This window comes from Streptomyces sp. NPDC002602 (genome assembly GCF_042889445.1).
Lineage (GTDB): Bacteria > Actinomycetota > Actinomycetes > Streptomycetales > Streptomycetaceae > Streptomyces.
Map to the genome: position 1 here is coordinate 27,759 of NZ_JBIAQX010000020.1, position 17,664 is coordinate 45,422.

General features: G+C 71.5%; 14 protein-coding genes and 1 tRNA gene. 10 read left to right on the forward strand and 5 right to left on the reverse strand.

What is annotated here, in order from left to right:
• Positions 1 to 422: 422 nt before the first annotated feature.
• The 7 genes from ACFYW3_RS34010 to ACFYW3_RS34040 all read left to right on the forward strand — a co-directional run bounded on the left by ACFYW3_RS34010 (position 423) and on the right by ACFYW3_RS34040 (position 8,477).
• The gene (locus ACFYW3_RS34010) at positions 423 to 1,835 is read left to right on the forward strand and encodes a methyl-accepting chemotaxis protein (protein ID WP_351753933.1); all 1,413 of its coding nucleotides are present in this window, start codon (positions 423 to 425) and stop codon (positions 1,833 to 1,835) included.
• Positions 1,832 to 2,338 carry a hypothetical protein gene (locus ACFYW3_RS34015; RefSeq protein ID WP_389388357.1) on the forward strand — a complete coding sequence of 169 codons (507 nt, stop codon included), beginning with the start codon at positions 1,832 to 1,834 and terminating at the stop codon, positions 2,336 to 2,338. The genes ACFYW3_RS34010 and ACFYW3_RS34015 overlap by 4 nt, the downstream gene beginning before the upstream one ends.
• 36 nt (positions 2,339 to 2,374) lie before the next feature.
• Complete coding sequence (locus ACFYW3_RS34020) at positions 2,375 to 3,040, forward strand: VWA domain-containing protein (protein WP_389388358.1); 666 nt, start codon at positions 2,375 to 2,377, stop codon at positions 3,038 to 3,040.
• 8 nt (positions 3,041 to 3,048) lie between these two features.
• Positions 3,049 to 4,170, forward strand: a complete 1,122-nt coding sequence (locus ACFYW3_RS34025) for a protein phosphatase 2C domain-containing protein (RefSeq protein ID WP_389388359.1) — start codon at positions 3,049 to 3,051, stop codon at positions 4,168 to 4,170.
• The gene (locus ACFYW3_RS34030) at positions 4,167 to 5,114 is read left to right on the forward strand and encodes a hypothetical protein (protein ID WP_389388360.1); all 948 of its coding nucleotides are present in this window, start codon (positions 4,167 to 4,169) and stop codon (positions 5,112 to 5,114) included. Before ACFYW3_RS34025 ends, ACFYW3_RS34030 begins: the two co-directional genes overlap by 4 nt.
• A 431-nt stretch (positions 5,115 to 5,545) precedes the next feature.
• A complete protein-coding gene (locus tag ACFYW3_RS34035; protein WP_351384454.1) occupies positions 5,546 to 6,931 on the forward strand; it encodes an NAD(P)/FAD-dependent oxidoreductase in 1,386 nt (461 codons plus the stop codon).
• 157 nt (positions 6,932 to 7,088) lie between these two features.
• The gene (locus ACFYW3_RS34040) at positions 7,089 to 8,477 is read left to right on the forward strand and encodes a class I SAM-dependent methyltransferase (RefSeq protein ID WP_389388361.1); all 1,389 of its coding nucleotides are present in this window, start codon (positions 7,089 to 7,091) and stop codon (positions 8,475 to 8,477) included.
• A 90-nt stretch (positions 8,478 to 8,567) separates the two neighbouring features.
• Here ACFYW3_RS34040 and ACFYW3_RS34045 read toward each other — a convergent pair whose 3' ends face one another.
• Together ACFYW3_RS34045 and ACFYW3_RS34050 are read right to left on the reverse strand one after the other, a co-directional pair.
• Positions 8,568 to 11,120 (reverse strand): FtsX-like permease family protein, encoded by a 2,553-nt coding sequence (locus ACFYW3_RS34045; protein ID WP_351753916.1) that lies wholly within the window; start codon positions 11,118 to 11,120, stop codon positions 8,568 to 8,570.
• A 54-nt stretch (positions 11,121 to 11,174) separates the two neighbouring features.
• Positions 11,175 to 11,939 (reverse strand): ABC transporter ATP-binding protein, encoded by a 765-nt coding sequence (locus ACFYW3_RS34050; RefSeq protein WP_351384509.1) that lies wholly within the window; start codon positions 11,937 to 11,939, stop codon positions 11,175 to 11,177.
• Positions 11,940 to 12,497: 558 nt separating this feature from the next.
• Between ACFYW3_RS34050 and ACFYW3_RS34055 the strand changes: the two genes are divergently transcribed.
• Positions 12,498 to 12,579: transfer RNA gene (locus tag ACFYW3_RS34055), tRNA-Leu, on the forward strand.
• Between the two features lie 695 nt (positions 12,580 to 13,274).
• The gene (locus ACFYW3_RS34060; protein WP_351753913.1) at positions 13,275 to 14,129 is read left to right on the forward strand and encodes a Bax inhibitor-1/YccA family protein; all 855 of its coding nucleotides are present in this window, start codon (positions 13,275 to 13,277) and stop codon (positions 14,127 to 14,129) included.
• Between the two features lie 161 nt (positions 14,130 to 14,290).
• Here ACFYW3_RS34060 and ACFYW3_RS34065 read toward each other — a convergent pair whose 3' ends face one another.
• The gene (locus ACFYW3_RS34065) at positions 14,291 to 14,521 is read right to left on the reverse strand and encodes a DUF4287 domain-containing protein (protein WP_053681451.1); all 231 of its coding nucleotides are present in this window, start codon (positions 14,519 to 14,521) and stop codon (positions 14,291 to 14,293) included.
• 98 nt (positions 14,522 to 14,619) lie between these two features.
• On the opposite strand from ACFYW3_RS34065, the gene ACFYW3_RS34070 reads away from it, so the two are divergent.
• A complete protein-coding gene (locus tag ACFYW3_RS34070; protein ID WP_389388362.1) occupies positions 14,620 to 15,021 on the forward strand; it encodes a hypothetical protein in 402 nt (133 codons plus the stop codon).
• Here the strand turns inward: ACFYW3_RS34070 and ACFYW3_RS34075 are convergent.
• Positions 15,005 to 15,811, reverse strand: a complete 807-nt coding sequence (locus ACFYW3_RS34075; protein WP_199826599.1) for a hypothetical protein — start codon at positions 15,809 to 15,811, stop codon at positions 15,005 to 15,007. The genes ACFYW3_RS34070 and ACFYW3_RS34075 overlap by 17 nt on opposite strands.
• A gap of 514 nt (positions 15,812 to 16,325) precedes the next feature.
• Positions 16,326 to 17,546: an acetyl-CoA C-acetyltransferase gene (locus ACFYW3_RS34080; protein ID WP_351753908.1), complete on the reverse strand. Its 1,221-nt coding sequence runs from the start codon at positions 17,544 to 17,546 to the stop codon at positions 16,326 to 16,328.
• Positions 17,547 to 17,664 lie beyond the last annotated feature (118 nt).

The following is a 17,664-nucleotide window of genomic DNA, read 5'->3' on the forward strand; positions in this document are numbered from 1 at the left end:
ATCAGCCTTAGGAGATATTGTCGTCCTCGTCGATCTTCTGAGCCGCCGCGACGGACCACTCCGCCGTCGGCCCGCGGGTCGGGCGGGTGGTGCGGGGGCCCCCCCCCCCCCCGGCCCCCCCCACCCCCCTCGTCGTCGGATGCGGTGGCCCGCCCGGGCCCCGGGCGGGCCCGGGGTCGTACGGGTGGACGAATACTTCGGGTCGGTTCCTGGCCGCGGCCACGAATAGCCCCCGGAGAAGGGGCCGTTGATTCCGTTTCCCCTCCCCCCGTTCGGCTGATGGGGGATCATATGGTGAATTGTTGAGGTGGGGGATGACCCGCCGCGCCACGGTCTGTCACGGCCGGGCGCGCGCGGCGGCGCGGCCTTCGGCACGACGTGCCGGTGCGGGCCCCCATCCCACGTCTTCCATGGGGGTGGACATGCCTGTCGGGGCACTGGCGACGGCCTCCGTCGTCGCCACACAACTCAACGACCTCGCGGACAAGCCGGGGCTCGGCTCCCGTCGGGACGAACTGAAGTCGCTGGCCGACGCCCTCCAGGGGCTGGGCGACGGCGACATCGAACCCTGGACCGAACTCGACCTCCTCCAGGCCTACGCCCGGCCGGAGAGCGTGAGCGCCGCCCTGGCCGAGGGGCCGGAACACCGGGCCTGGGCCCTGCTGGAGGTCGCCATCGGCACCCTCGTGTTCCTGCCGCTGTTACTCACCTGGTTCGGCCTCAGCCGAGCCACGGACGCCTACCGGACCCTCATCGGCGAGGACCCGAAATCCGCCGCCCGCCCCTTCCTGCAACTGTGGCAGTCCGGCTTCGAGGGCCGGCTGGCCGACTGGTCCACCTTCGGACACGTCGCCGGATCCGCCACCGCCGTCATCCTCCTGCTGTGCCTGCTCGCCGCCGTGCACGGGGTGCGCAGAACCCGTACGGAACACCGGGCCGACCAGGCACGACGCACCGCCGACGAACTGCTCGCCCTGCTCGTCCCGCTGCTCACCCGGGCCCAGTTGCTGCTCAACGAACAACGGCTCTCCTCCCCCCGACGGTTCACGGCGGAGCTCACCGCGGCCGCCGCGAACCTCGGCAGGCTCGGCGACAACGCGGTGCGCGCCCACGAGCGGCTCGGCGAGGTCGCGACCTCGCTCGCCGCGTCGGTCGAGGCCGCCGGCACCCGGCTCGACGCCCTCGACTCGGCCGTGCTGCCGCTGGAGCGGGCCGTCGCCAGGGTCGAGGCGGCCGTGGAGACGAACACCGGCGAGGTCGGTCGGGCCGTCGCCGCGCTCACCGACCCGCTGGAACAGCACACCTCCCGCCTGGAGACCGTGGTCAGCGGCAACGGGAACATGGTGCGCAAGGCGCTGGAGGACGTGCGCGAGGTCAATGGCGAGGTCCGCGACGCCCTCGGCGCCGCCGGCGAACGGGTCGAGGACTCGGTGACCACCCTGGCCGCCGCGCAGCGCTCGTTCACCACCGGCACCGAACTCGCCGCCGACGTCACGGCGCGGGTCCTGCACCGCCTCGGCGACGTCACGCAGGACACCGCGGAGGCCGTGGCCCTCGCACAGCGGGCGGTGCTGGGGCTGGAGGAGCAGACCGGCGCCCTGCGGCGGGCCGCCGAGCGGTTCGCCGAACTCGCCCGGGTGATGGCCGGGGCGGCGGACGTCTCCGCCGCGGCGGCCGAGGCCCGCACGCTCGTCGACACGCGGTACGTCCACGACGCCCGGACCGCCCCGGCCCCCGCTCCCGTACGCGTGCGGGCCGTCGGGGTGGACCTGGCCAAGGGGCACGACGACCACGCGCACCCGCAGGACGATCCGACCGGGACGGCCCGACGATGAGAAGACCACCGCGGCCGCGGTTCAACCCGCTGACCCTCGCCGGCTGGCTGTTCGCCGACATGCTCCTGGTCCTGGCCATGGTCGCGATGGGCGACCGGGGCGACCCGGTGAAGGCCGCCGAGGCCTCCCGGACCGGCACCGGCCCCTCGCCCCGTCCCGGCGTCACATCGGGTGCGAGGCCGAGCCCGACCCCCTCGGGGCCCCGGTCCGTGGAACGGCGTGCGGTGACGTTCTCCTTCGACGCCGACTCCTCCGACACCGAGCGCATCGTGGGCCGACTGCGCGCCGGGACGAAAGCACACGACGGCCGCACCGCGGCCTTCGTCCTGACCTTCGGCCGCAGCCCCCGGGTCGGCGACGGCGTGGACTACGCCCGCCACGTCAACGCCCTGCTGACGAAGGCCCGTCCCGCGATGTTCACCGGCGCCACCACCCGGGACTTCTTCGTCCAGGGACCCTCCGGCGACCACGCCGACATCGAGATCTACTTCTACACCTACTGACAGCCCGAGCCGTACACCCCTCGGAGGCGCGAGACCGTGCAGATCCTTCCCTTCTACCTGGTGTGCGACGAGTCCGGCTCGATGGCCGGCCCGTCGATCGACAGCATGAACACCGCCCTGCCGGAACTCCACAAGGAGATCAGCAGGAACCCGGCGGTCGCGGACAAGACCAGGTTCTGCCTGATCGGGTTCTCCGACGACGCCACCGTCCTCCAGCCGCTGGCCGACCTCAGCGACCTGGACACGTTGCCGGCGCTGTCCGCGGGCGGACTCACCGCGTACGGGGAGGCGTTCCGCACGCTGCTGCGGTGCATCGAGAACGACGTCGCCCGGCTCAAGGCGCAGGGCCACGAGGTCTACCGGCCCGTCGTCTTCTTCCTCTCGGACGGCGGTCCCACCGACGAGGACTGGATGCAGGCGCACCAGGAGCTCAACGAGGCCCGCTACCGGCCGAACATCATCGCCTTCGGCATCGGGGAGGCCGACCGAGCGACGATCGGCCACGTCGCCAACTTCCGGGCCTTCATCCAGGACGACAAGAGAGTCTCCCCGGCCGCCGCGCTGCGCGAGTTCGCGACCAGCCTCACCCGGTCGATCGTACGGTCGGCCGGCAGCATGGCCGCCGGCGGCGCCGGCGTGTTCAGCCTGGCCGTGGACGACACGGTGCCCGGCTTCTCCACCGTCTCCCTCGACAAGCTCTGAGGCCGGTCATGCGAGAGGAGACACCCGACCCCGCGCACGGTCCGACGGGCGCGACGTACACCCCGTGGCCGGCCCCGGCCGCCTCCGTCGAACCCGAACCGTTGGAGCTGCCCCGCGAGGTCTCCGCCGAGTCCGAGCCGGCCGCCCGGCGGCTCCCCGCCCCGCGGCCCGCTCCCGCGTCACCGGAGCCCGCCCCCGCGGTGGACCCCGGGCCGGCGCCCGCCGTGCTCGGCGCCCCGCCGTTCAGCGGACCCAAGCCCCCGCTCTACGCGCCCCACCCCGGGGCGCCGGTCGGGGCCCGTACGGACCTGGACGGCGCGGTCCTCCCGGACATCGTCGTCGACGGGGCGACCCACGGGCCGTTGACCGTACGGGCCGCGTCCGTGCGGGGCGACTCCCACCGCCACCACGCGGAGCCCCGTCAGGACGCGGTGGTGGTGGCACGGTTGGGAGAGCCGGACGAGGACACCGGACTGCTCGTGCTGGGCGTCGCGGACGGGGTCGGCTCGGTACCGCGCTCGCACCTCGGATCCCATCTCGTGTGTCGCGAGATCGTCCGCTTCCTCGACGAGTACGCCGGGGAACTGGTGCGGTCCCTGCGCACCAGGGACGAGAAGGCCCTCACCGCCATCGTGAACTCCGCCGTGGGCAGCGTCGCCGAGTCGCTGGTGCGGTCGGCCACGACCGCCGGGCACCGACCCGGCGACTACGCGACCACCCTGCGCGTGCTGCTCGTCCCGCTCGACCCCGCGGTGCGCCACCGGGCCCTGTTCACCGTCGGGGACGGCGGCGCGGCGCTGCTGCGGGACGGGACCTGGTACCTCGACGTGGTGGGCGCCGCGGAAGGCGGGGGAACGGGGATCATCGACACGCGCACGGCGGCCCTGCCGACCACGCGCGTCGCCGAGGCGCACCTCTTCGGTCCCGCCCGGCCCGGCGACGTGTTCGTCCTGTGCACGGACGGCCTGTCCACGCCGCTGGGCGGAGAGGAGGAGATGCGCGGGTTCCTCCGCGGGGCGTGGGGCGGGCCCCCGCCCGGACCGTCCGACTTCCTGTGGCAGCTCCAGTACCGGGTCAAGTCCTACGACGACGACCGCAGCGCCGTCTGCCTGTGGGAGGGGGACTCGTGAGCGTCATCGACGGCGCCGACGTGGCGCTGTCCTCGCTGGACCCGCTCGACAAGGTCGGTGACGGCGGCCAGGGCGAGGTGCGCACGCTGGCCGGGTGGCCCGGCCTGCTCTACAAGAGCTACCGGGAACCGCACCGCGTCGCGGGGGAGGCGTTGGCCGCGCTGGTCTCCGTACGGTTCGGGCTGCGGGCCGACGAGCGCGACCGGTTGGACGCGTCGACGGCCTGGCCGCTGTGCCGTGTCGTGGACGCCGGCCGGGTCACCGGGTTCCTGATGAACGAGGCGCCCGCCTCCATGCGGTGGGCGACGGGGGACGGCTCGACGAAGCTGACCGAACTGGCCTTCCTGCTCCGCCCGGGCAAAGCCGCCTGGCAGGGGGTCGTCCAGCCCTCGCCGGCCGAGCGGTTGGCCCTCGTGGTCGCCCTCGTCGAACTCGTCGACCGGCTGCACGCGACGGGCCTCGTCTTCGGCGACCTGTCGGAGGCCAACGTGCTGTGGACGGTCCGCCCCGCGCCCGCCGTCCACCTCATCGACTGCGACGGCGCCCGGCTGGTGGGCGCCGAGCCGGTGCTCGCCCAGGCGGATACCCCGGACTGGAGCGACCCGCTGGCACCGCCCGGCGCGGCCACCGTGGACAGCGACCGCTACAAGGTCGCGCTCGCCGTCGGCCGGATCCTGGCGCAGGACGCGTACGCGACTCCGGGCCGCCCGCTCGACCCGCTGCCCGGGGTCCTGGACGAACGTCGGGAAGACGCCGTGCGCGGGCTCTACGAGAAGGCGGCGGGCGGCCACGGGACCCGGCCGGACCTGGGCCAGTGGCGCATCGCGCTGGCCGGGCGGCGCCAGATCGCGTTGGAGGCGGGGCGTCCCCGCGAGCGGCCGGTCCTCGACCCGCGCAAGTTCGACGGGCCGAGAAGACGGGGGAGCATCAGGCTTCGCGACTGAAGGTCCCCGCGACCCGCCCAACGGGCTGCTCCATCCGGCCGAGACCCTTCGAAAGGCAGCTTGCGGGGCCGAAAGCACCTTCGCCCCCACCAGGTTCGTGAAGTTCTTCACAAGGAAAAAAGGCCTACTGGGTCAAGGTGGGGGCCGTTCGGCCCCCTCAGGGGGTCCACAGGCCCGTTTCAAGCGAGTGTTCGTGCGAATCGCGGCCGGCCGCGAGGGGCGTCGGCAGGCATCCACGAAGCCGGTGGTCTACTCCGGTCGAGGGCCTTCGGGCCAGTTCAGGACTGGTGTACAACGTCTCCCGTTACACCGTGGTTCCCGATTCCCGCCATGACCTGGGTCACGTGGGCGGCGCAGTGTAGCAGAGGGTGGACAGCTCCTTGTGAAGGGGCTCACGAGCGTCACCCCTGGGGGTGCTGGATACTCGTTCCATGAGCACCACGGAGCGTCCCAGGATCCTCGTTGTAGGAGGTGGGTACGTAGGCCTGTACGCAGCCAAGCGCATCATGAAGAAGATGCGCTACGGCGAGGCGACCGTCACGGTCGTCGACCCGCGCTCGTACATGACCTACCAGCCCTTCCTCCCTGAAGTGGCCGCAGGCAGCATCTCGCCTCGGCACGTCGTCGTCCCGCTGCGACGCGTGCTGCCCAAGGCAGAGGTCCTCACCGGCCGGGTCACGACCATCGACCAGGACCGCAAGGTCGCCGTCGTCACGCCGCTGGTCGGCGAGGCGTACGAGCTGCCCTTCGACTACCTGGTGATCGCGCTCGGCGCCGTCTCCCGCACCTTCCCGATCCCCGGCCTGGCCGAACAGGGCATCGGCATGAAGGGTGTCGAGGAGGGCATCGGTCTGCGCAACCACGTGCTGGAACAGCTCGACAAGGCCGAGTCCACGACGGACGAGAACGTCCGCCGCAAGGCCCTCACCTTCGTCTTCGTCGGCGGCGGCTTCGCCGGTGCGGAGACCATCGGCGAGGTCGAGGACATGGCCCGCGACGCCGTGAAGTACTACACCACCATCAAGCGCGAGGACATGCGCTTCGTGCTGGTGGACGCGGCCGACAAGATCCTCCCCGAGGTCGGGCCGAAGCTCGGCACCTGGGGCAAGGAGCACCTCGAGTCCCGCGGCATCGAGATCTACCTGAACACCTCCATGGACTCCTGCGTGGACGGCCACGTGGTGCTGAAGAACGGCCTCGAGGTCGACTCCAACACCATCGTGTGGACCGCCGGCGTGAAGCCCAACCCGGCGCTCGCCCGCTTCGGCCTGCCGCTGGGCCCGCGCGGCCACGTGGACGCCGAGCCGACCCTCCAGGTCAAGGGCACGGACTACATCTGGACCGCCGGCGACAACGCCCAGGTTCCCGACATGGCCGCCCGCAAGGCCGGCGTCGAGAACGCCTGGTGCCCGCCGAACGCCCAGCACGCGCTGCGCCAGGCCAAGGTCCTCGGCGACAACGTCATCTCGGGCATGCGGGGCTTCCCGCAGACCGAGTACTCGCACTCCAACAAGGGTGCGGTGGCGGGCCTCGGCCTCCACAAGGGCGTCGCGATGATCGTCATGGGCAAGATGAAGATCAAGCTCAAGGGCCGGCTCGCCTGGTACATGCACCGTGGCTACCACGGCATGGCCATGCCGACCTGGAACCGCAAGATCCGCGTCTTCGCCGACTGGACCCTCGCGATGTTCCTCAAGCGCGAGGTCGTCTCCCTCGGAGCCCTGGAGACCCCGCGCGAGGAGTTCTACGAGGCCGCCAAGCCGGCGCCGGCCCCGGCGGCCACCGCCGCACCGGCCGCCAAGGCCAAGGCCTCCTGACCCGGCGCGTTCCGGCAGGATCCTGAGCACGACCAGCACGTCCCCGAAGGGGCTGCCCGCCATCCGTGGTGCGGGCGGCCCCTTCGGCGTTCCTCCCGGATTGTCCGGCGCCGGAAATGGGTAGGTCGTTCGGTCGAAACTTCTGGAGGTGCCCACCATGACCGACGCCGCGCCGCGGCTGGCCGCTCTTGCCGAGACCCTGCTGGGCACGCCCCTGCCCGTCCGCGTACGAGCCTGGGACGGGAGCGAGGCCGGTCCGCCGTCCGGGCCCATTCTGGTACTGGCCAACCGGCGCGCCCTGCGCCGAGTGCTGTGGAAGCCCGGAGAGCTCGGACTGGCCCGCGCGTGGGTCGCCGGCGACCTCACCGTCGACGGAGACCTCTTCGAGCTGCTGGACCGCGTCGCCGGTCTCCTCTGGGAGGCGGACCCCGCGCCCGCCCGCCCCGCGGTGGAGCCGCTCGTCGGCCTCGGCAAGCTCGCCGCCCTGCGCCCCCACCTGCCCGCCCGGGCCGCCGCCGCCTCCGGCTCGACCGCCCTGCTGCGCGACCCCGAGGCCCGCGCCGCCCTCCGCGAACTCATCGCCCTGGCCCGGCCGTGGCCCGCGCCCGCCCCGCCGCCCGAGGAGGCCGTCCGCCGCTCCGGGACCCGCCACACCAAGGGCCGCGACCGCGAGGCCATCAGCCACCACTACGACGTCGGCAACGAGTTCTACGAGCGGGTGCTCGGCCCGTCGATGGTGTACTCCTGCGCCTACTGGAGACCCGGCGGCACCCTGGAGGAGGCCCAGCGGGACAAGCTCGACCTGGTCAGCCGCAAACTCGCCCTGGCGCCCGGACAGCGGCTGCTCGACGTCGGCTGCGGCTGGGGCTCCATGGCCCTGCACGCGGCCCGCGAGTACGGCGTCCAGGTCACCGGCATCACCCTCTCGCGCGAGCAGGCCGCGTACGCCCGCAAGCGGGTCGCCGAGGAGGGCCTGGCCGACCGGATCGAGATCCGGATCCAGGACTACCGGGACGTCAAGGACGGCCCCTACGACGCCATTTCCTCGATCGGGATGGCCGAGCACGTCGGCGCCGAACGCTACCGCGAGTACGCCCGCACCCTGCACGCGCTGCTGCGCCCCGGCGGACGACTGCTGAACCACCAGATCGCCCGCCCGCCGGAGCCCGACGAAGAGGCCTACCGGATCGACGAGTTCATCGACGCCTACGTGTTCCCCGACGGGGAGCTCTCCCCGGTCGGCGGCACCGTGGGCGAACTGGAACGCGCCGGCTTCGAGGTGCGCGACGTCGAGGCGCTGCGCGAGCACTACGCGCTCACCCTGCGGGCCTGGGTCGCCCGGCTGGAGCGGCACTGGGACGAGGCCGTGCGCCTGACCTCGCCCGGCCGGGCCAGGGTGTGGCGGCTGTACATGGCGGCCTCCGCGCTCGGCTTCGAACACAACCGGCTCGGGGTCAACCAGGTGCTGGCCGTCCGGCCCGGACCGAGGGCCGAATCGGGGCTGCCGCTGCGCGCCCGGGAGTGGGGCGCGCGGCAGACCCCGTGAAGCGGCGGACGACGACGAAGGGCCCCGCGACGGTGAACGTCGCGGGGCCCTTCGCCCTGTGGCCCGCCAAGGCCTCGAACCGCGGCCGGGCTACTCGGTCTTGATGGCGGTCAGCATGTTCAACCGGGCGGCGCTGCGGGCCGGCCACATGGCCGCCAGCACGCCCACCACACCGGCGAGCAGCAGGAAGATGCCGATCCGGTCCCACGGGAGGACCAGAGCGTAGTCGGGCACCGTCTCGGTGAGGGTGGAGCCGACCGCCCAGGCGAGGAAGATGCCGATGGCGACACCGAGGACCGCGCCGAAGAGCGAGATGACCACGGCCTCCAGGCGGATCATGTTCTTGACGCGACTGCGGTCCAGGCCGATCGCCCGCAGCATGCCGATCTCCTGCGTCCGCTCGAAGACGGACATGGCCAGGGTGTTGACCACGCCGAGCACCGAGACGATCAGCGCCATGCCGAGCAGGCCGTACATGACGTTCAGAGCGGTGTTGATCATGCCGCCCATCTCGTTGCGCATGTCCTGCTGGGTGGCGATGGAGATGGCCGGGTTGTTGCCGAGGGCGTCGAGGACGGCCTTCTCGCCGGCCTTCGAGTCGCCGGCGGTGGCGTTGACGTACACCTCGGGGATGTACGGGGTCTCGGTGTGGGGGCTGAGGACCTTCTCGTCGAGGACGTACGGGGAGAGCAGGCCCTCCATGTCCTTGTAGACCGCGCCGACCTTCAGCGAACCCTTCTTGCCGTCGTCGTACATGACCTGGAGGGTGGAGCCGACCGTCAGGTCCTGCTTCTTCGCCGTCTTCTCGGCCACCGCCACCTCGCCCTTGGCGAGGCTGTCCAGCGAGCCGGTGACCACGTCGATGTTGAGCAGGTCGCCGATGGACTTCGGGTTGACGCCGGAGGCCGCCCTGAAGTCCTCGCCGATCTTCAGGCTGTCGGTCCGCTGCGGGGAGACCGCCTTGATGCCGGGCGCCTTGGCCAGGGCCTCGGCGACGGACGCGTCGAGGCTGCCGCCACCCATGGCCATGGAGACCTTGTAGTCGGCCTTCAGCTTGTCGGTGCTCATCCGGTCCACGGCCTTGCCCATGGTGATGCCGAGCACGGACAGGGTGGTGACCAGGGTGAGGCCGATGGCGAGGGAGGCGGCGGTGACGGCGGTGCGGCGCGGGTTGCGCACGGCGTTCTGCGCGGCCAGCTTGCCCGGTACGCCGAAGACCTTCTCCAGCAGCGGTCGCACGGCGGCGATGAGCGGCCGGGACAGCAGCGGGAGCAGCACGATCAGGCCGACGAGGATGAAGAAGGCACCGCCGCCGATCAGGTAGCGGCCGTTCTCCCCGCTCACGGACACGCCGCCCAGGGCCATCGCGAAGCCGATGAGGCTGAGGACGCTGCCGCTGATGTTGCGCAGGAGCAGGGACTTGGCGTCGGCCGGCAGGTGGGCGCTGCCCATCGCGGCGACCGGGGGGATCCGGCCGGTGCGCCACGCGGGGAACACGGCGGCCACCGTGGTGACGAACACGCCGATGACGAGCGCCGCGATGATCGTCGCCGGGGCGATGACCAGGTCACCGGCCGGGATCTTGGCGCCGATGGAGTCCATCAGGGACCGCATGCCGATCGCCAGGCCGACACCGGTGACCAGGCCGATCGCGGAGGAGATCAGACCCACGACCAGGGCCTCGGCCAGGACCGAGCGCACGACCTGGCCGCGCTTGGCGCCGACGGCGCGCAGCAGGGCCAGTTCCTTGGTGCGCTGGGCGACCAGCATGGTGAAGGTGTTGTAGATCAGGAAGATGCCGACGAAGAGCGAGATGCCGGCGAACACGAGCAGCATCGTGCTCATGCCGCTCATCTGCTCCTCGATGTTCTTGGCCTGCTCCTTGGCGAGTTCGGCGCCGGTCTGGGCCCGGGTGTTCTTCTCGTCGAGCAGCGGCTTGATGTCGGCCAGCAGTTGGTCGGAGGAGGCGCCCGCCGCGGCACCGACGGACAGCTCGTCGAAGAAGCCCGGCTTCAGGTACAGCTGCTGGGCGGTGGCGGTCTCGAAGAGGACGAGGCTGCCGCCGGCGTTGACCTGGCCGTCCTCGGTGGTGAAGACGCCGCCGAGGACGTACTCCTTCACCGGGCCGTTGGTGGCGACGCGGACCTTGTCCCCGACCTTGTACTTGCCCTTGGTCGCCGTCTCCTTGTCGAGGGCGATCTGGTTCGCGGCGGTCGGACCGGCGCCTTCGACGAACGTGTAGGACGGGTCCTGGCCGCCCTTCGCCGGGGCGAAGTTGGAGCCCCGGTTGGCCCAGCCGTCGCCGATGAGCCTGCCGTTCTCGTCGCCGACGCCGGCGAAGCCGGAGACCCGGGCGGACACGGTGTCGACGCCCTTGACGGCCTTGACCTTGTCGACGGTCTGCCGGCTGATGCCGGGGTCGCCCTCGCGGACCCCGTCCTCGTTGCGGCCCGCGCCCCACGAGGTCACGGAGACGGCGACTTTGTCGAAGCTCTTGGCGGACTGGCCCGAGAGGGCCTTGCCGAGGGTGTCGGTGAACACGAGCGTGCCGGAGACGAAGGCGACGCCGAGGGTGACGGCGAGCACCGTCATCAGCAGTCTGGCCTTGTGCGCGAGCACGTTGCGCAGGGCGGTACGGAACATGGTGGAGGATCCAGGTGTCGGGGGCCGGCGGAGGACGTGCGGAGGGGCGGTCCCTCAGCTGGTGCGGCCCTTGGCGTCGAAGGCCTTCATGCGGTCGAGCACCCCGTCGGCGGACGGGTTGATCATCTCGTCGACGATCCGGCCGTCGGCGAGGAAGATGACGCGGTCCGCGTAGGAGGCGGCGACCGGGTCGTGGGTGACCATGACGACGGTCTGGCCCAGCTCGCGGACCGAGTTGCGCAGGAAGCCGAGGACCTCGGCGCCGGAGCGCGAGTCGAGGTTTCCGGTCGGCTCGTCACCGAAGATGATCTCGGGGCGGGAGGCCAGGGCGCGGGCGACCGCCACGCGCTGCTGCTGGCCGCCGGAGAGCTGGGTCGGGCGGTGGCCGAGCCGGTCGGAGAGACCGACCATGGAGATCACGGAGTCCAGCCACTGCTTGTCGGGCTTGCGGCCCGCGATGTCCATGGGGAGCGTGATGTTCTCCAGGGCGGTCAGCGTCGGCAGCAGGTTGAACGCCTGGAAGATGAAGCCGATCTTGTCCCGGCGCAGCTGCGTCAACTGCTTGTCCTTCAGGGAACCCAGCTCGACGTCGCCGATGCGCACGGAGCCGGCCGAGAAGGTGTCCAGACCGGCGACGCAGTGCATCAGCGTCGACTTGCCGGAGCCGGACGGGCCCATGATCGCGGTGAACTGGCCGGCGGCGAAGTCGACGGACACGTTGTCCAGCGCGACCACCTGGGTCTCGCCCTGGCCGTACACCTTGGAGAGCTGGGTGGCGCGGGCGGCCACGGCCTGGGTGGTGTGCGGGGCGTAGTTCATGGTGGTCACGGGGACTCCTGTCGAGCATGGGTGCTGCGGTGTGGCGGGACCCTTCCATCCTCGCCGCGCACCACCCCGCTCCGGATCAGCCGAGGTGCTCGTTCATGGGCCCACTGGAGTCTGATCACCGGCGTGCGGTTCTCCTCCTCTGGTATGACAGGGGCGGTCGCGGAGCGGGGCCGCGCCGGCGGCGCCGGGCGGGCCCGGGGGCCGCCCCGGAACGCCTTCGGGGTGCCTCGTGGTGCCTCTCCGGGATCCCTCGGGGATCTCTCGGGGTCGGCCGTCCGTCGACCGTTCCGCCGGCCGCCGCGGGGCGCGGGACGGTCCGGGGTGGCGGACCGGTGGCGACCGGGTGGCGTGCGGCGGCGAAATCCCGTCATTCCCATCGCGGGGGTGATCGTCGCCGGGAAGGTGCCGACAACGCCTTATCAGGTCTGACGACCCCTCAAGCGTCAATAAAATCAGACAACATCGGGCAGAAGCCCAGGTCGGGGCAGGGGCGTTCCGGATAGGCTCGACGCAGCGTTGAAGGCTTTTTCACGGGGGCCGCCACGCCCTGCCCGGATGGTGGAATGCAGACACGGCGAGCTTAAACCTCGCTGGCCCTCGGGCCGTGCCGGTTCAAGTCCGGCTTCGGGCACGACCACGCTCTGTGCGGACGGGAAACACGCGAACGGCGGGGGTGCCTTGGGGGCGCCCCCGCCGTCGTTCTGTCGAGGGGCGACCGTGACCGACCACGGGCCCTCGACCGCCCGGGTGTTCGACCGTCCCGTGCCCGACTCCGCCTCCCGCGGGCCCCGTTGACGGACCTTCCTTTCGTGTGCGCCCCGACCCGTGCGCACGCCCGCGGCCCCGCTCGCCCGTTCGTCCGTCCATGGCGCGGATCTCGCCCGACCGCCCTCCCGCGGCGGCGGTCGGGCCTCTGCGGTCGAGGCGCCCGGGCCCCGGGGCGTGTCGGCGAATGCGGGCCGCGGGGAGGGGCCGGGAAAGAGCCCTTTCGGGTGTGCCGGAATGTCCCGCGATTCGAAAGACCTCGAATGCCCGGGCGTTTCGGAACGGGGATATCGGGCGATACTCGGGGCGCGCGGACAATGACGTGCGCGGCCCGGCACCCGAGCCGCTCCGGAAGGGCGTGACGGCCTGTCCGCGGAGCGCCGGAAGCCCTGCGGACGCATGCTCGACGTCCTGGTCGCCCCGCGTGGGCCAGGGGTCCCGCTTGCCCTTTTTGGGCTCCTGTGAGAGGGGGAAAGATCCTCCTCCAGCAGTAGGGTGATTCCTTTGCGAGCGCATTACTCTTGTTGCTAAGGCCGCGCACGGTGGCCATGGAGGAGTGAGATGAGGAGCAGTAACCCGGTCTTCTCGCGACGGGGGTTCAGCCGCGACAACGGCGGCTACGCGGGCTTCGACGCGCAGCAGGCGCAGGCCGGGACCGCGACCAACCCGTACGCGACGAACCCTTACGCCACGGACCCCGCCACGGGGATGCCGCAGGCACCGGCGCGCGCCGGCGCGATGACCATCGACGACGTCGTGAGCCGTACGGCCATGACGCTCGGCGTGCTCACGCTCACCGCGACCATCGCCTGGCTCGCCCTGCCGGTCGACGCGGCCAACCTGAACAAGTCGTACGGCATCGCCGTCGTCGCGATGCTCATCGCGTTCGGCCTGGCGCTCGTCCAGTCCTTCAAGCGCAAGGCCTCGCCGGCGATCATCCTCGCCTACGCGGCCTTCGAGGGTGTCTTCCTCGGTGTCATCAGCGCCGCGGTGAGCACCTACATCAGCTCCGGCGTGGTCATCCAGGCCGTGCTCGGCACGCTCTGCGTCTTCGCCGGCGTGCTGTTCGCGTACAAGATGCGCTGGATCCGCGTCACCCGCCGTTTCTACGGCTTCGTGATGGCGGCCGCCATGGGCTTCATGCTGCTCATGGTCGTCAACCTGCTCTTCTCGATCTTCGCGGGCGGCGACGGCCTGGGCTTCCGCAGCGGCGGCCTCGGCATCCTGTTCGGCGTCATCGGCATCATCCTCGGCGCCTGCTTCCTCGCCCTCGACTTCAAGCAGGTCGAGGACGGCGTGACGTACGGCGCCCCGCGCGAGGAGGCGTGGCTGGCGGCCTTCGGCCTCACCACGACCCTGGTCTGGATCTACCTGGAGATGCTGCGGCTCTTCTCGATCCTCTCCGGCGACGACTAGTCGTACCGGTCACAGGCCCCGGGCGGACGCCCACACGGCATCAGGAAGGCCCCGCGAGCACGATGCTCGCGGGGCCTTCCCGTGTCTCGTGGGGGATGCGGAGTCGGTCGGGGACTCGGGACGGTGACAGGGGTGACGGGGGCAGGGGTGGTGACGGGGGTTCAGCCCAGTCTGCGGGCGGCCCTGCGCAGGTCGTACTCGTGGATGATCGCCTTGGCCTGGCCGTACGACAGCTCGTGCGCGCCGCGCAGCCAGCTGACCTTCTCCTCGAACCGGACGAGGGAGGGGCCGTCGTCCACGGTGCGGAGCCAGTCGGAGAGTTCACGACCGGTGGTCAGGGGAATTCTGTCGATCATATTGCGGTGTGTCTGCTCGGAGAACTCTACGGACATGGGCGCCTCCGGAGGTATCGCCGTGTTCTCTTCACGACACCGTGCCTCAGCGTTCGCTCGTTGGCAATGGTGCCCGGGCGGCGCGTAAGGTCGGCGGGGTGCTCGATACCTCGCCCCTGACCCTCGTGGTCGAACGTTTCGCCGACCGGCTGCGGGCCGCACCGCAGAGCCGACTCCAGCGCGGCGCCGCCGCCGAGGCGCTGGAACTGGCCCGCGAGTTGGCCGTACGGGCCCAGCGGCTGGAGTCCGCCGCAGGCGCCGCGGAAGCGGGGGCGGCTCCGGGGGCGACTCCGGCGCGTGTCGTGCCGGACGCGGGCATCTTCGTCGTCGGGGACCAGGTGGCGGTCGCCGGACTGGACCTCGTGGAGGCGCTGCGCGCCACCGCCACCGCCACCGCCACGGCCGCCGCACCCGCCCCGGACGACGCGAAGGCCCCGTCCGCGATGCTGGACGAGGCCGTGCGACTGGTGGAGCGGGCGGAGATCAGAGCGATGCGATGACGCGGTCCGCGAGGATGTAGACGTTGTTGTCGGGGTCCTCGGAGTCACCGCAGGAGAACGTCAGCGCGTAGGCGCCGGAGATTCCCGAGCCGCCCAGCAGGACCGGCGCGGTGCCCGAACGCAGGGCCTCGGAGAGACGCTCGGCGGTCTCTCGGTGCCCCGGGGTCATACAGAGCGTGGTGCCGTCCGTGAAGACGTACACGTCCAGAGTGCCCAGCGGGCCCGGACGGACGTCCGCGAGGGCCGTACGGGCCTCCGCGAGCTCCTCCAGGCGGTTCACCGTGCGCTCGTGGTCCGCTCCCGGGTGGGAGGCCTGCACGGGCACGAAATCGGGGTGCGAGGGGTGGCGTCGGCGGGCCGCCGCCAGCTCGGGGGAGTCCTCCGGGTACTCGTCGAGGATCTCGTCGCCCAGGAGCGGCTCCAGGCCCACCATGTCCGCCTGCCGGGGCAGGAAGACCGGGTTCTCCTCGCCGAGCCCCGGCAGACCGCCGAGCAGCGAGGGGGCGTCGGCGGCGTCACGGGCCTCCTGCGCGGCCCAGAAGGCCCGCGCCTCGGCCAGCTCGCGCTCGCGCTCCTCGGCGAGGGCTTCGGCCACGGCGGCTCGTATCTCCGCCGCGGGGGACTCGACGGCGCTGCGGGCGTGCGGGACGGTCGCACCGCGCGGGTGCGACGACACGACGAGCTCACCGCGCAGGGCCGTGACCTGCTTTCGCAGTCCGTGTACGGCGTGCAGCGCAGCGGCGCCCACGGCCGTGGCAGCGGCCGTGGTCAGCAGCAGGGCAAGAGACATGGCGCTCACTGACTAACTCCCGGTTGATTCGATCCCCCGACTTCCTACATCAGCTTGACCTCTGCTGGGAATGGCAGGCAGTGCATTACGTCATGAATTGGACAGGTCTTTGGGCCATGGGGCCCGTAGTGGGTACCGTCTGACCTGCACAGATGCCAAACCCCCGGGACAAAGGTCACATCCTGGGGGAGATTCGGTCACAGCTCGGCCGCGACGGGGTTAGATTCGGCGTCAGTACGACAAGCCGCGAGCGCTGGAAATCCTTACGGCGCTTGGGCGCGGAGCTTGATCAGGTATGCACCGGCCCGCATGGGGAGCCTCCGACGCCGTCGCACAGCGTCCCGAGCCCACTACCGCACACCCGACCACTTTTCGCCCCCGACCCGCGCCTCGGCGATCCGGCCGGAGCGAGAAGCCCCCTCGACACGAGGGGGCACCTGCTTCATCGGTCGGCCCGGCCCGGCCCAGGTGCCCGTCCTCGTGCCTCGGACGGACCCCTACCCGCCGCTCCGGCTCAGCTCAGCCGCTCGATCACCATGGCCATGCCCTGGCCGCCGCCCACGCACATCGTCTCCAGACCGAACTGCTTGTCGTGGAACTGCAGGCTGTTGATCAGGGTGCCGGTGATGCGGGCGCCGGTCATCCCGAACGGGTGACCGATGGCGATGGCCCCGCCGTTGACGTTCAGCTTCTCCAGCGGGATCTCCAGGTCCCGGTACGAGGGGATGACCTGCGCCGCGAAGGCCTCGTTGATCTCGAACAGGTCGATGTCGTCCACCGTCAGGCCGGCCCGCTTCAGGGCCTGCTTCGACGCCTCGACCGGGCCCAGGCCCATGATCTCGGGGGAGAGACCGGTGACACCAGTGGAGACGATGCGGGCCAGCGGGGTCAGGCCCAGCTCGCGCGCCTTGGTGTCACTCATGATCACCAGCGCCGCGGCGCCGTCGTTCAGCGGGCAGCAGTTGGCGGCCGTGATCAGGCCGTCCGGGCGGAAGACGGGCTTCAGACCCTGGACGCCCTCCAGGGTGACGCCGGCGCGCGGGCCGTCGTCCCCGGAGACGACCGTGCCGTCGGGGGTGGTGACCGGGGTGATCTCCCGCTCCCAGAAGCCGTTCTTGATGGCGGCCTCGGCCAGGTTCTGCGAACGGACGCCGAACTCGTCCATGTCCTGGCGGGTCACGCCCTTGATCCGAGCCAGGTTCTCGGCGGTCTGGCCCATCGCGATGTAGGCGTCGGGGACGAGGCCGTCCTCGCGCGGGTCGTGCCACGAGGAACCCTCGCTCTGCGCGACCGCGGCCGTACGGGCCTCGGCGTCGGCGAAGAGCGGGTTGTGGGTGTCGGGCCACGAGTCGGAGTTGCCCTTGGCGAACCGCGAGACCATCTCGACGCCGGCCGAGATGAACACGTCGCCCTCGCCGGCCTTGATGGCGTGCAGCGCCATGCGGGAGGTCTGAAGGGAGGAGGAGCAGTAGCGGGTGATCGTGGTGCCGGGCAGGAAGTCCATGCCCATCTGCACGGCCACGATGCGGGCCAGGTTGTTGCCCTGCTCGCCGCCGGGGAGGCCACAGCCGAGCATCAGGTCGTCGATCTCGCGCGGGTCCAGCCCGGGGACCTTGGCGAGCGCGGCCTGGATCACCGTGGCCGTCAGGTCGTCCGGGCGGACGTCCTTGAGGGACCCCTTGAAGGCGCGCCCGATGGGCGAGCGGGCGGTGGAAACGATGACGGCTTCGGGCATCGGGGCTCCAAGGGGGTGCGTTGCGGCTCAAGTCGGACCGCATGTGAAGTTACCGGCCCGTACGGTCGAGGTCACCGGCCTCGGCATGTGATGAGGGCCGCACTGCGCTCACGGCGGG

What these genes read in the sequence shown, in the direction of transcription:
- ACFYW3_RS34010 (WP_351753933.1), top strand. Translation starts at nt 423, where the DNA reads ATGCCTGTCGGGGCACTGGCGACGGCCTCCGTCGTCGCCACACAACTC.
- ACFYW3_RS34015 (WP_389388357.1), top strand. Translation starts at nt 1,832, where the DNA reads ATGAGAAGACCACCGCGGCCGCGGTTCAACCCGCTGACCCTCGCCGGC.
- ACFYW3_RS34025 (WP_389388359.1), top strand. Translation starts at nt 3,049, where the DNA reads ATGCGAGAGGAGACACCCGACCCCGCGCACGGTCCGACGGGCGCGACG.
- ACFYW3_RS34035 (WP_351384454.1), top strand. Translation starts at nt 5,546, where the DNA reads ATGAGCACCACGGAGCGTCCCAGGATCCTCGTTGTAGGAGGTGGGTAC.
- ACFYW3_RS34040 (WP_389388361.1), top strand. Translation starts at nt 7,089, where the DNA reads ATGACCGACGCCGCGCCGCGGCTGGCCGCTCTTGCCGAGACCCTGCTG.
- ACFYW3_RS34045 (WP_351753916.1), bottom strand. Translation starts at nt 11,120, where the DNA reads ATGTTCCGTACCGCCCTGCGCAACGTGCTCGCGCACAAGGCCAGACTG.
- ACFYW3_RS34050 (WP_351384509.1), bottom strand. Translation starts at nt 11,939, where the DNA reads ATGAACTACGCCCCGCACACCACCCAGGCCGTGGCCGCCCGCGCCACC.
- ACFYW3_RS34060 (WP_351753913.1), top strand. Translation starts at nt 13,275, where the DNA reads ATGAGGAGCAGTAACCCGGTCTTCTCGCGACGGGGGTTCAGCCGCGAC.
- ACFYW3_RS34065 (WP_053681451.1), bottom strand. Translation starts at nt 14,521, where the DNA reads ATGTCCGTAGAGTTCTCCGAGCAGACACACCGCAATATGATCGACAGA.
- ACFYW3_RS34075 (WP_199826599.1), bottom strand. Translation starts at nt 15,811, where the DNA reads ATGTCTCTTGCCCTGCTGCTGACCACGGCCGCTGCCACGGCCGTGGGC.
- ACFYW3_RS34080 (WP_351753908.1), bottom strand. Translation starts at nt 17,546, where the DNA reads ATGCCCGAAGCCGTCATCGTTTCCACCGCCCGCTCGCCCATCGGGCGC.